Genomic DNA, 12,433 nt, shown 5'->3' with positions numbered 1-12,433 from the left:
ACAGTCGAGTCGCACCGATCTGTGTAGAAGCCCGCTTGCTGGCGATGGCGGCCAACGGACGCCTCAATTGCTGCGACCGGGCTTAGCTGGCTGGCGCGGCCGGGGCGTTCTCGGCGGCGTTGTTGGCCGCTGCGGGCTCGGCCGGCTTGGGGGCCGGTTTTGGCGCAGCCTTGCGGGTCGCCGGTTTTTTCGGCGTCGCGGACTTGGCTACGGAGCGAGCCTTGCCAGCCGTAGCATTAGCCGCCTTGTTGGCCGCGTCGACCGGCTTGGCTGCCGCGCGCTTCACCGCAGGCTTGGCGGCCGCTGTTTTCTCGGCAGCCTTGTCAGCCGCCTTGGCGACGGTCCTGGCGGCGGATTTGACCAGCGGTTTAGCCGTGGTTTTCGGCCTGGACGCGGCGATTCGAGCGACGGGCTGGACTTTCTCGCCCGTGATCTCTTCAAGCTGTCGAGTCAGCTCGTCCACCTTGACGTGCAGTGCCTGAACTTCGTGACGGCTGGGCACGCCCAGGCGCGAAATGGCGCTGTTGAGACGTTTGTCGAAGGCGCCTTCCAGCTCATTCCACTTACCCACAGCCAACTCTTTTACATCACCCACTCGAGACTTGGCTTTCCTGCCGGCGTCCTTGACTTCGTCGAGCTGCTTCTCGGCTTCGGCCTTGGTCTGCTGCTCGGCTTTTTCGCCATCCTTGACCAGCGTTTCGAAAAGCTTACTGCCGTCATTGCTGATCTTGGAGTAAGCACCCAACCCGGCCAGCCAGATCTGGCGAGAGTATTTTTCAACCTCGCCGATCCAGGAGCTGCCTTCTTTCTTGTCTGCCTTATTCTTGCCAGCCATCCTGCTCTCCTTATTCTCCATGCTCGGAAGCATGCCCGTGGTTGGACTTATGCCCAGACTCGGAACGTTCGATGCGCTTGGGCTCGGAGCGCTCAAGCTTCTTCGGCCCGACGCGTTCAAGCAATGCGGTCAACTCATCGAGCTTAGCAGAGAGCAGGTCAACATCACGTTTGGACGGAATGCCGACCCGATTGAGGGCCTTGGCGACGCGGCGGTCGAAGGCGGTTTCGATGCGATCGAGCTGGTGTTCGACACGACCCACGACGCCGGACACTTCACCGCGTACCGAATCGATCTCGCTGTTGGCCGCTTCCAGTTTTTCATCGACGGCTTTCTTGGCTTCTTTCTCGACCTGCTCGCCGGTCTTGATCAGCTCGCGGACGTACTCGGTGCCTTCCTGGTTGACCTTCGAGTAAGCCCCCAGGCCCGCCAGCCAGATCTTGCGAGCGTAGTGCTTGACCTCGGAAAAGGTGCTGGTTGCTTCTTCTTCGATTTTTCTCTTCGCGTTAGCCGCATTGGTTCTGGCCATGATGCACCTCACTTGGGAAAGTTGAAGGATCGCCCCGCAAACCGGGGCATGGACGCAAAACTACGGAGAAAAATTAGAATGCACACCCTAGGCTGTGCGAACTGAAGATCCTGTGGGAGGGGGCGTGCTCGCGGCTGCGATCCAACAGCGCCAGCAACAGGGGCTGACCCACTGCCGTGGCCAGCAGGCTGCCTCCCACAAAAAAACTCAAGACGATCGCGGGCTATTACAAACGTGCGAAATCAAGCAGCCAGCGCTTTATCCAGCACACGCTCGACTTCGGATTTGATCGAGCCGCTCATGGCCGAGAGGATGAAATTAAGCTCGATGGTGATGCGGATCAGGGCTTCCTGAACGTCCACCCGGCCCTTGGCACCCTTGCCTTCGAGGCGAACGGTGTCGTCGACCCATTCATGGGCCAGGCCGTATCTGTCGGACAGCTTGAGGACCAATTGCTCGGCGCGCTCCCGTGCCTCGGCGAGGCCCAGCGTGTGCGGGCGTTCAACGGTTATCTTGGCCATGGGGATTCCTTGATCGTCGGATGAAATGCGGCGCAACTATATACATCCGCTTGTATCCAAGAAAGCGTTGGCGGTGAGCCTTGTCAAGACAAAGACGGTCCTGGCGATTAGAATGGCCCGCATTCTATTCCGGTGAAGCGATATGAACGATCAGCGCAAAGGCAGCGATGCCGAACCTACCACTCACTTCGGCTACAAGAGTGTGCCGGAAAGCCAGAAGGCCGAGAAAGTCGCTGAGGTTTTCCACTCCGTAGCGGCCAAATACGACCTGATGAACGATCTGCTGTCCGGCGGCATGCACCGCCTGTGGAAGCGGTTCGCAATCGAATTGTCCGGCGTCCGCACCGGCAACCGGGTGCTGGATATCGCCGGCGGCACGGGCGACCTGACCCGCAAGTTCTCGCATCTCGTAGGCCCGACCGGCCACGTGGTGCTCGCCGACATCAACGCGTCCATGCTCAAGGTCGGTCGCGACCGCCTGCTGGACCTGGGTGTTTCGGGCAATGTCGAATTCGTTCAGGCCGACGCTGAAAAGCTGCCGTTCCCGGACAACCATTTCGACTGCGTGACCATTGCCTTCGGCCTGCGCAACGTGACCCACAAAGAAGACGCCCTGCGCTCCATGCTGCGCGTCCTCAAGCCGGGCGGTCGCCTGTTGGTGCTGGAGTTCTCCAAGCCGACCAACTCCTTCATGTCCAAGGCCTATGATGCCTACTCGTTCGCGTTCATGCCGCTGATGGGCAAGCTGGTGACCAACGACTCGGAAAGCTACCGCTATCTGGCCGAATCGATCCGCATGCACCCTAATCAGGAAACCCTGAAGTCGATGATGATCGAGGCCGGTTTCGACCGCGTGACCTATCACAACATGACGTCCGGCATCGTGGCCCTGCATCGCGGTATCAAGCCCTGATGCTGCTCCGGGCTTTGCTGGCCGGCGCCGAGCATGGCATCAATCGGGTGCTGCGCATGGACAGTACGGCGATTCCACGCCTCACGGCCCTGGCGGGCAAGGTGATCGCGGTTGACTGCCGCGATCCGTCCCTGCGCCTGTTCATCATCCCCAGCGATGAGGGACTGACGCTGGCGGCAGACTGGGCAGCGCCGGCCGATTGCACCTTGCGTGCGCCTGCCTCCAGCCTTTTGCGCCTGGCGTTGAGCCGCGACAAGACCGCCGTGCTGCACGGCCCGGACGTCGACCTTGACGGCGACAGCGGCGTATTGCTGGAACTGGCCGGCATCCTCCAGGATCTCGAACTGGACTGGGAGTACGAAGTTTCCCGCTGGCTCGGCCCGGTCGGCAGCCAGTTGCTCGGCGGCCACCTGCGCAGCCAGGCCCGCTGGACCCGCGACAATTTTTCCAGCATCAGCCAGAACCTTGCCGATTACCTGAGCGAAGAATCACGCGCCATGGTCGGCCGGCACGAAGCCGAAGCCCGTTTTGCCGAACTCGATCAGATGAAACTCGATCTGGAACGTCTCGAGGCGCGTGTTGCACGCCTTGCCCAATCCCCCACTCCCAGCGATAACGCATGAAGCTGCTTGCCGTACGACGTCTATTCCGCATTCAACGTGTCGTGATCCGCTACCGCCTCGATGACTTGCTGTTCGCCCTGCCATTGCCCTGGTGGCTGCTTGCCGTGCGCTTCGTGCTGCCGTGGCGCTGGCTGCCGCGCAGAACGTCGGAGCTGAGCCGTGGCGCGCGCTTTCGTCTGGCATTGCAGGACCTGGGGCCGATCTTCATCAAGTTCGGGCAGATGCTCTCTACGCGGCGCGACCTGCTGCCCGAGGACATCGCCGACGAACTGATGCTGTTGCAGGACCGCGTGCCGCCGTTCGACGAGCAGGTGGCGGTGGCCCTCATCGAAGAACAGCTCGGCGCGACCATCAACGAAGTCTTCAGCCGGTTCGACCGCACGCCGCTGGCATCCGCCTCGGTGGCGCAGGTGCATTCGGCGCGCCTCAAGACCGGCGAAGAAGTGGTGGTCAAGGTTGTGCGTCCGGGCCTCAAGCCGGTCATCAGCCAGGATCTGGCATGGTTGTTCATCCTCGCCAGCACCGCTGAACGCCTGTCGGCCGACGCTCGCCTGCTGCACCCGGTGGATGTGGTCAGCGATTACGAAAAGACCATCTACGACGAACTGGACCTGCTGCGCGAAGCGGCGAACTCCAGCCAGTTGCGGCGCAATTTCGAAGACTCCCATCTGCTGTATGTGCCGCAGGTCTACTGGGACTGGTGCCGGCCCAAAGTGCTGGTCATGGAGCGCATCTACGGCGTGCAGGTCAACGATCTGGCGACCCTGGCCGACCAGCGCACCGACATGAAGCTGCTGGCCGAACGCGGCGTGGAGATCTTCTTCACCCAGGTGTTCCGCGACAGTTTCTTCCATGCCGACATGCACCCCGGCAACATTTTCGTCAGTACGGTCAACCCGTGGGACCCGCAATACATCGCCATCGACTGCGGCATCGTCGGCAGCCTGACCCCCGAAGACCAGGATTATCTGGCCCGTAACCTGTTTGCCTTCTTCAAGCGCGATTATCGCCGGGTGGCGCAGTTGCACATCGATTCGGGCTGGGTACCGGCCGAAACCAAGCTGAACGAGTTCGAGGCGGCGATTCGTACCGTGTGCGAGCCGATCTTCGAGAAGCCGCTCAAGGACATTTCCTTCGGTCAGGTGCTGATGCGCCTGTTCCAGACCGCGCGGCGCTTCAACATGGAAGTTCAGCCGCAGTTGGTGCTGTTGCAGAAGACGTTGCTCAACATCGAAGGTCTGGGCCGCCAGCTGTACCCGGACCTGGATTTGTGGACCACGGCTCAACCGTACCTCGAACGCTGGATGCGCGAGCGAATCAGCCCCAAGACACTGTTGGGCAACCTGCAGGCGCAGGTCGAACAGCTGCCGCACATGGCCAACATGACCCGTGACCTGCTCGAACGCATGTCACGGCCCCATGCGAACGACCCACCCAAGCCCTGGCGCGAACGCAACGACGGCTGGGCCTTGCGCCTGACCGGTGCGGCGCTGCTGGTGGGCGGTGCGCTGCAAGCCTGGGTGATGAGCGAAGCCGGTACGCAACTGCTGACGCTGACCGCCTGGCCTGCCGGGATCATGCTGGTGGCCGGGCTGTATCTGATCGTTCGCCGATAGCCAGCGGCGCATGGCGCTGGCACACTGTTCAATCCGCCGGGCCAACGCCCGGCCGCCGGAGTAGATATGAAAGACTGGCTGGACGAGATTCACTGGAACAGCGACGGTTTGGTGCCTGCGATCGCTCAGGACCATAAAACCGGTCGTGTATTGATGATGGCGTGGATGAACCGCGAAGCCCTGACCCTGACCGCCGCCGAAAACCGTGCAATCTATTGGTCGCGTTCGCGTGGCAAACTCTGGCGCAAAGGCGAAGAATCGGGCCATGTGCAGAAGCTTCATGAACTGCGCCTGGACTGCGACGCCGACGTCGTGATCCTCATGGTCGAGCAGATCGGCGGCATCGCCTGCCACACCGGGCGCGAGAGCTGCTTCTACCGGGTCTACGAAGACTCCACCTGGAAGACCGTCGACCCGGTACTCAAAGACCCTGACGCCATTTACCACGCAGGCCACTGAACATGACTGATACCTTGACCCGCCTGGCCGAAGTGCTGGAATCGCGCAAGGATGCCGCTGCCGACTCGTCGTATGTCGCCAGCCTGTATCACAAGGGCCTGAACAAGATTCTGGAGAAACTGGGCGAGGAATCGGTGGAAACCATCATCGCCGCCAAGGACGCCGCCGTGAGCGGCGATTGCAGCAATGTCATCTACGAGACCGCCGACCTGTGGTTCCACAGCATGGTGATGCTGGCTGCACTGGGCCAGCATCCACAGGCCGTACTCGATGAACTGGATCGCCGCTTCGGCCTGTCCGGCCATGCCGAAAAAGCCGCACGCCCGGCAGACTGACCCGGCGCCCCAATTGAACGTGAATTGTCTACGAGGATTGCTTCATGGGTATTTTTGACTGGAAACACTGGATCGTCATTCTGGTGGTCGTGGTGCTGGTGTTCGGGACCAAGAAACTCAAGGGCCTGGGCAGCGACGTCGGCGAATCGATCAAGGGCTTTCGCAAGGCCATGAGCGACGATGAAAAACCGGTTGATCCGGCTGCGCCGCAATCGGAGCAGACGTACACCCACACCCCCGGCCAGAGCGCGCCTCTCAAGCAGCCGCACACCATCGACACCCAGGCGCAGAAAGTCGAAGAGCCGACCCGCAAAGACCAGGTTTAAGCCCATGTTTGGTGTCAGCTTTCAGGAACTTCTGCTGGTCGGTCTGGTGGCCTTGCTGGTCCTCGGCCCCGAGCGTCTGCCCAGTGCCGCGCGCACCGCCGGGCTGTGGATCGGCCGGTTGAAACGCAGCTTCAATGCGATCAAGCAGGAAGTCGAACGCGAGATCGGCGCCGACGAAATCCGCCGTCAGTTGCATAACGAGCACATCCTGGGGCTGGAAGAAGAAGCGCGCAAACTGTTCAATCAGAACGCACCTTCGCAGCCTCCGGCCGAGCAGCCGGCAGACGTCGAGCCCCAACCGGCCCACACGGCGGACACCGGCCCTGCCCAGCCGCCGGTGCCCACGCACCTGTCGCTCGACAAGCCGGCCAGACCTCCGGTTTCTCCGGCACCTGCCGCGCCTCCCGTCCACGATTCGACATTGCCACCGCGAGCCCCATGAGCGATATCCCGGAAAACGACCAGCAAATGCCGCTGGTCTCGCACCTCACCGAGTTGCGCACGCGCCTGCTGCGCTGCGTGGCGGCGGTGTTCCTGATCTTTGCCGGTCTGTTCACCTTTACCCAGAAGATCTACACGCTGGTCTCCGCGCCGCTTCGGGTCTATCTGCCGGAAGGCGCGACGATGATCGCCACCGACGTGGCGTCGCCGTTCCTGACACCGTTCAAGCTGACCATGATGGTCGCGCTGTTCCTGTCCATGCCGGTCATCCTGCACCAGATCTGGGGCTTCATCGCGCCGGGCCTGTACAAGCACGAAAAGCGCGTGGCCGTGCCGCTGCTGGTTTCCAGCATCATCCTGTTCTATGCAGGCATGGCGTTTGCCTACTTCCTGGTGTTCCCGCTGATTTTCCACTTCTTCGCCAGCGTGACGCCCGAAGGCGTGTCGATGATGACGGACATCGCCAGCTACCTCGACTTCGTGATGACGCTGTTCTTCGCCTTCGGCGTGGCCTTCGAGATTCCGGTCGCCGTGGTGCTGCTGGTCTGGATCGGCATCGTCGACGTGAAGTACCTCAAGAAGGTCCGCCCCTATGTGATCATTGGCTGCTTCGTGGTCGGCATGATCCTCACGCCGCCGGATATCTTCTCCCAGACCTTGCTCGCCGTGCCGATGTGGCTGCTGTTCGAACTGGGCATCCTGTGCAGCACGCTGATCAAGAAGCGCGGCGAGCACCCTGACGATCTCGAGAAGCAAGACCAACCACCTGCGACCATGCCGTGAACCTGTTGTTGCTCGAAGAAGCCGACTTCATTGCGGCTGACCGCGTGGTCCTGCGCGACCGACGCCTGATCCACATGCAGGAGGTCCATCGCGCAGCAGTAGGCGATAGCATGCGCGTGGGTCGGGTGAACGGCCTGCTCGGCAGCGCCGAGGTCCTGCGTCTGGAAAAGCACGAAGCCGAACTGCGGGTCGTGCTGGACACCCCGCCGCCGGCCAAACTGCCGTTGACGCTGCTGCTCGCCCTGCCGCGCCCCAAGATGCTGCGCAGGGTATTCCAGACCGTCGCGACCATGGGCGTACCGAAAGTCGTGCTGCTCAACAGCTATCGGGTCGAGAAGAGTTTCTGGCAGACGCCGTTCTTGGAACCCGACGCCATCCGTGAGCAACTCATTCTCGGACTCGAACAGGCACGCGACAGCGTATTGCCGGAGATCGTGATCGAAAAGCGCTTCAAGCCGTTCGTCGAAGATCGCCTGCCGGCGCTGGCTCAAGACACCCTTGGACTGGTCGGCCATCCTGGCGACTTCCCGCCCTGCCCACGTACCGTTGATCGGCCCGTTACGCTTGCCATCGGCCCCGAGGGCGGCTGGATTCCCTACGAAGTTGACCTGATGGGCCGCTCTGGCCTGCAACCGGTGCAGCTGGGCGACCGCATCCTGCGGGTCGAAACCGCGGTCACCGCCCTGCTCGCTCGTCTGTTTTAGGTCGGGCTCAACCACTAAATCGCTTCAGTTCACACACCCTCAGCCGATGTAGAAGAACAAACCACAACGTCAGAACGAGGGATTCGTCATGTTCCGCTGGTCCACCCAACGCCTCGCCAACGCGAGCGTCAGCCTCAAACTCGCCCTGGGTTTCGGCCTTGTGCTGTTGATGACGCTGATGATTACCGCCACTGCATGGTTCAGCACCCAATCGCTGATCTCCCGTGGCGACCGGGTTAGCGCCATCTCTTCTGTCAGCCAGTTGAGCCTTGAGCTGCGCGTCAATCGTCAGCGCTACGAAGCGCTGTTCAATGCCGAGAGTGCAGCTGCCGTGGTGCAGACCCTCGACAGGCTCGATGCCGCGCTCAACAAGGCCAGATCGCTGCTGCAGACCGCGCAAACTCGCGAGCGTGTCGACGCCCAGATCCAGACCGCCGCTCAGTACCGCCAGGCTTTCACGCAGATGACCAAGGCCATCGAAACCCGCGAGAAGACCCGCAGCCTGATGGGCGACAGCGCCGACAAGGCGGTCGCGGAAGTGGACAAGATCGAAGCCGAACTGCTGCAGGCCGATAACATGCTGGCGTTCAACGGCATCGTGGGCGTCAGCAAACAGATCCAGCAGGCACGCTTCCAGGTACGCGGCTACACCTACAGCGGCAGGGCAGAATTCGAGAAGAACGCCAATGCCGCCATCGATGAAGCGGTCACCGGCGTCAACACGCTGGCCGGCGACATCTCGTCTTCGTTCCTGCCGCAACTGCAACAAGCCATTATCGGCCTCAACGGCTATCGAAATGCCGTGGGCCAGTACCGCGATGCCCAGGCCGCAAGCAAGGCCGCGCTGGAAACCATGACGCCGCTGGGCGAGCGGTTGCTGGTCCTGAGCGATGAGTTGCTCGATGACCAGAACACCAAGCGCGACCAGGAAAGCGCCAAGGCGGTGATGATGATCCTCGTCGCGACGCTGCTGGCCGTGGTGTTCAGCATCATCGCCGCGCTGGTCATCACCCGCCAGATCACCCGACCGTTGAACGACACGCTGCGCGTCGTCGAGCGGGTCGCGTCCGGCGACCTGAGCCACAACCTGACCATCGAACGCAAGGACGAACTGGGCAAGCTGCAAGGCAGCATCCAGCGCATGACCCTGAGCCTGCGCGAGCTGATCGGCGGGATTCGCGATGGCGTGACGCAGATTGCCAGCGCCGCCGAAGAACTGTCGGCCGTGACCGAGCAAACCAGCGCCGGCGTGAACAGCCAGAAAATCGAAACCGATCAGGTCGCGACCGCCATGCACGAGATGACCGCTACCGTGCAGGAAGTCGCGCGCAACGCCGAAGAAGCTTCGGAAGCCGCGGTGGCAGCCGATCAACAGGCCCGCGAAGGCGAGCGGGTGGTCGGTGAAGCCATCGCTCAGATCGAACGCCTGGCCTCGGCAGTGGGCGACTCGTCCGAAGCGATGGGTGCCCTCAAGCTTGAAAGCGACAAGATCGGCAGCGTGCTGGATGTGATCAAGTCCGTCGCCGAGCAAACCAACCTGCTGGCGCTCAACGCGGCCATCGAAGCGGCTCGTGCCGGCGAGGCCGGTCGTGGCTTCGCGGTGGTGGCGGACGAAGTCCGCAGCCTGGCGCAACGCACTCAGAAATCCACCGAGGAAATCGAGGGCTTGATCGCCCGCCTGCAAAGCGGCACCCAGCAAGCCTCGACCATCATGGACAGTAGCCGTGAACTGACCGTCAGCAGTGTGGAACTGACCCGTCGCGCCGGCGGCTCTCTGGAGTCCATCACCCGAACCGTGTCGGCGATTCAATCCATGAACCAGCAGATTGCCGCGGCGGCCGAACAGCAAAGCGCAACCGCCGACGAGATCAATCGCAGCGTGATCAACGTGCGCGACGTCTCCGAACAAACCTCAGCCGCCAGCGAGGAAACCGCGGCCTCCAGCGTCGAGCTGGCGCGCCTGGGCAATCACCTTCAGGTTCTGGTGAGCCGCTTCACCGTCTGATCGTCGTCACGCTGCCCCGCAGGCCTTGAGGTCGGCGGGGAGTGTGACGCAGGTCACTGACGTCCCCTGCTCGGAAATCTCCTACGACCGTTTCAGGTCGTGCGATCCCGACCCTTGCCGATGCGCTCGTAACGCAGGCCACCAATGCTCTGGGCCTGCTTTCGTTCGTTCTTGCAGGAGTCTTCCCATGTTTCGATGGATCGCCCGGCCGCTCGGCAACATGAGCGTCAAACTCAAACTTTCCCTGGGCTTCGGCCTGGTGCTGCTACTGACATTGGCTATCACGCTCACCGGCTGGCATGGTCTGGACGCCATGATCGAGCGCTCCGAATCGCTGTCGTCGATTGGTCAGCTGAGCAATATGACCAAGGATTTGCGTGCCGAGCGCATCATTTTCCGCGCCGAACCCGGCAGCGAAACGGCCCAACGGGTTTTCGACCGGCTCAATGAGCTGGAAGAGCACTTGAGCAAGCTGCGCAAGGAAATCGATGACCCGCGCAGCCTGGAAATGCTCAACGAACAGAGCCAGCTGGTCAGCCGCATGGAAGCGGCGTTCACCGAGCTGGGTGTCGACCGCAAGGCGGGCGACGAGTCCCGTGCGCGTCTGGAGCAGCATTCGGAACAGGCGGTCAAGGCCGTGGCGCAAGTTGAAGCCGAAGTGCTCAAGGCCGTCAGCCAGGAGCAGGACAACAGCGAACGCCTGGACGAATTCACCAACCTCTCGCAGCTCAAGCAGCAGATCCAGGTGGCCCGCTATCAGGTGCAGGCGTACACCTTCACCGGTAAGGAAGCCGACGAAACGGCGGCCGTCGTGGCCATCGATGAAGCGCTCAAGGAAGTGACGCAGATATCCCAGGATCAGGCGGATGAGAATATCCAGGGGCTGAAGCCGGCTAACGATGCCTTGCAGCAATACCGCGATCAGTTGAACCGCTTCAAGGAAATACGGGTCAAGGTCGAAGCCGACCAGGAAGGCATGGAAGCACTGGGCGACAAGATGCTGGCTTCGGTGGCCCAATTGCTGGGCCTGCAAAGCACCCAGCGCGACAGTCAGGCGGCAGCGTCACGCACCACCCTGAGCGGCGTGGCAGCCCTGGCGCTGATGATCGGCGTGCTGGCGGCCTGGGTGATGACCCATCAGATCATTGCCCCGTTGCGTCTGACGCTGATCGCGGCGGGTCGAATCGCCAACGGCGATCTCAGCCAGGATCTGCACATCGAGCGCAGGGATGAATTGGGTCAGCTTCAGGGCAGCATGCAAGCCATGACCCTGGGCCTGCGCGAGCTGATCGGCGGCATCGGCGACGGCGTCACACAACTGGCCAGTGCTGCGGAACAGCTGTCTGCCGTCACCGAGCAAACCTGCGCCGGGGTCAACGATCAAAAGGTGGAGACCGACCAGGTGGCCACGGCCATGAACCAGATGTCGGCCACCGTGCAGGAGGTCGCTCACAACGCCCAGCAGGCTTCGCAAGCCGCCACCCATGCCGACCAGCAAGCGCGCAGCGGCGACAGCGTGGTGGGTCAGGCCATAGACCAGATCGAGCAGCTGGCCCGGGAAGTCGTCAATTCCACCCACGCGATGAACACGCTCAAGCAGGAAAGCGGCAAGATCGTGGGCGTGCTGGACGTGATCAAGTCGGTCTCGCAACAGACCAACCTGCTGGCGCTCAATGCCGCCATCGAAGCCGCCCGCGCAGGCGAAGCGGGTCGCGGCTTTGCCGTGGTGGCCGATGAAGTGCGCAGCCTGGCGCAGCGCACCCAGGAGTCAACCGAAGAGATCGAAGAGTTGATTGCCGCGTTGCAGCACGGCACCCAGCAGGTGGCTACCACGCTGGATGCCAGCCGAAGCCTGACCGACAACAGCGTGGACCTCAGCCGCCGCGCCGGTGACGCGCTTGAGCAGATCACCCGTACCGTGGCGGCGATCCAGGACATGAACCGCCAGATCGCTACCGCCAGCGAGCAACAGAGCGTGGTCGCCGAACAGATCAACCGCAACGTGCTCAGCGTGCGCAATATCTCCGAACAGACCGCCACCGCCAGCGAAGAAACCGCCGCCTCCAGCGTGGAGCTGGCAAGATTGGGCAGTCATTTGAAGGCGCTGGTGGGGAAATTCAGGGTGAGCTGACCCGACCAAAATCAAAAGCGCCGCGAACCTGTGGGAGGCAGGCTTCGTAGGTGCGCCGCGGTCTATGTAGGAGCGACCTTGCTCGCGATCTGTCGCGCAGCGGCAGCAATAATAGGTACATCCACAGCAGATCCATTGCGAAGACGTCCTTTCAGCCAACACAGGGCTGCGGATGTACTGGCCTCTTCGCGACATCCGTCTTGCTGGCAATC

The 12,433-nt window shown here is 62.0% G+C and carries 14 protein-coding genes; 11 read left to right on the top strand and 3 right to left on the bottom strand.

What is annotated here, in order from left to right; all coding sequences use genetic code 11:
- Positions 1 to 82: 82 nt before the first annotated feature.
- The 3 genes from EGJ27_RS06195 to EGJ27_RS06185 form a co-directional block, all read right to left on the bottom strand.
- Positions 83 to 835, bottom strand: a complete 753-nt coding sequence (locus EGJ27_RS06195) for a phasin family protein (protein WP_125829850.1) — start codon at positions 833 to 835, stop codon at positions 83 to 85.
- A 10-nt stretch (positions 836 to 845) separates the two neighbouring features.
- Entirely contained in the window at positions 846 to 1,364 is a 519-nt protein-coding gene (locus tag EGJ27_RS06190) for a phasin family protein (RefSeq protein ID WP_125829849.1), read from the bottom strand.
- A gap of 242 nt (positions 1,365 to 1,606) precedes the next feature.
- Positions 1,607 to 1,885: a polyhydroxyalkanoic acid system family protein gene (locus EGJ27_RS06185; protein ID WP_125829848.1), complete on the bottom strand. Its 279-nt coding sequence runs from the start codon at positions 1,883 to 1,885 to the stop codon at positions 1,607 to 1,609.
- A gap of 142 nt (positions 1,886 to 2,027) precedes the next feature.
- Between EGJ27_RS06185 and ubiE the strand changes: the two genes are divergently transcribed.
- From ubiE to EGJ27_RS06130, 11 genes are all read left to right on the top strand, one after another.
- Complete coding sequence (ubiE, locus tag EGJ27_RS06180; RefSeq protein WP_125829847.1) at positions 2,028 to 2,798, top strand: bifunctional demethylmenaquinone methyltransferase/2-methoxy-6-polyprenyl-1,4-benzoquinol methylase UbiE; 771 nt, start codon at positions 2,028 to 2,030, stop codon at positions 2,796 to 2,798.
- Complete coding sequence (locus tag EGJ27_RS06175) at positions 2,798 to 3,421, top strand: SCP2 domain-containing protein (protein ID WP_125829846.1); 624 nt, start codon at positions 2,798 to 2,800, stop codon at positions 3,419 to 3,421. The genes ubiE and EGJ27_RS06175 overlap by 1 nt, the downstream gene beginning before the upstream one ends.
- The gene (gene ubiB / locus EGJ27_RS06170; protein ID WP_125829845.1) at positions 3,418 to 5,037 is read left to right on the top strand and encodes a ubiquinone biosynthesis regulatory protein kinase UbiB; all 1,620 of its coding nucleotides are present in this window, start codon (positions 3,418 to 3,420) and stop codon (positions 5,035 to 5,037) included. Before EGJ27_RS06175 ends, ubiB begins: the two co-directional genes overlap by 4 nt.
- 66 nt (positions 5,038 to 5,103) lie before the next feature.
- Entirely contained in the window at positions 5,104 to 5,496 is a 393-nt protein-coding gene (hisI, locus tag EGJ27_RS06165) for a phosphoribosyl-AMP cyclohydrolase (protein ID WP_125829844.1), read from the top strand.
- A 2-nt stretch (positions 5,497 to 5,498) separates the two neighbouring features.
- Positions 5,499 to 5,831 carry a phosphoribosyl-ATP diphosphatase gene (locus tag EGJ27_RS06160; protein WP_125829843.1) on the top strand — a complete coding sequence of 111 codons (333 nt, stop codon included), beginning with the start codon at positions 5,499 to 5,501 and terminating at the stop codon, positions 5,829 to 5,831.
- 44 nt (positions 5,832 to 5,875) lie between these two features.
- On the top strand, positions 5,876 to 6,157 hold the full coding sequence (locus tag EGJ27_RS06155) for a twin-arginine translocase TatA/TatE family subunit (protein ID WP_125829842.1): 282 nt from the start codon (positions 5,876 to 5,878) through the stop codon (positions 6,155 to 6,157).
- A gap of 4 nt (positions 6,158 to 6,161) precedes the next feature.
- Positions 6,162 to 6,599, top strand: coding sequence for a Sec-independent protein translocase protein TatB (tatB, locus tag EGJ27_RS06150; protein WP_125829841.1), 438 nt, complete (start codon positions 6,162 to 6,164; stop codon positions 6,597 to 6,599).
- Complete coding sequence (gene tatC / locus EGJ27_RS06145; protein ID WP_125829840.1) at positions 6,596 to 7,381, top strand: twin-arginine translocase subunit TatC; 786 nt, start codon at positions 6,596 to 6,598, stop codon at positions 7,379 to 7,381. Before tatB ends, tatC begins: the two co-directional genes overlap by 4 nt.
- Positions 7,378 to 8,085, top strand: coding sequence for a 16S rRNA (uracil(1498)-N(3))-methyltransferase (locus EGJ27_RS06140; RefSeq protein ID WP_125829839.1), 708 nt, complete (start codon positions 7,378 to 7,380; stop codon positions 8,083 to 8,085). Before tatC ends, EGJ27_RS06140 begins: the two co-directional genes overlap by 4 nt.
- A 169-nt stretch (positions 8,086 to 8,254) precedes the next feature.
- Positions 8,255 to 10,090 carry a methyl-accepting chemotaxis protein gene (locus EGJ27_RS06135; RefSeq protein WP_371920841.1) on the top strand — a complete coding sequence of 612 codons (1,836 nt, stop codon included), beginning with the start codon at positions 8,255 to 8,257 and terminating at the stop codon, positions 10,088 to 10,090.
- Positions 10,091 to 10,277: 187 nt separating this feature from the next.
- Positions 10,278 to 12,221 carry a methyl-accepting chemotaxis protein gene (locus tag EGJ27_RS06130; protein WP_125829837.1) on the top strand — a complete coding sequence of 648 codons (1,944 nt, stop codon included), beginning with the start codon at positions 10,278 to 10,280 and terminating at the stop codon, positions 12,219 to 12,221.
- Positions 12,222 to 12,433 lie beyond the last annotated feature (212 nt).

Source organism: Pseudomonas sp. v388, from assembly GCF_003935425.1.
Lineage (GTDB): Bacteria > Pseudomonadota > Gammaproteobacteria > Pseudomonadales > Pseudomonadaceae > Aquipseudomonas.
This window is presented reverse-complemented; position numbering and strand designations above follow the sequence as displayed.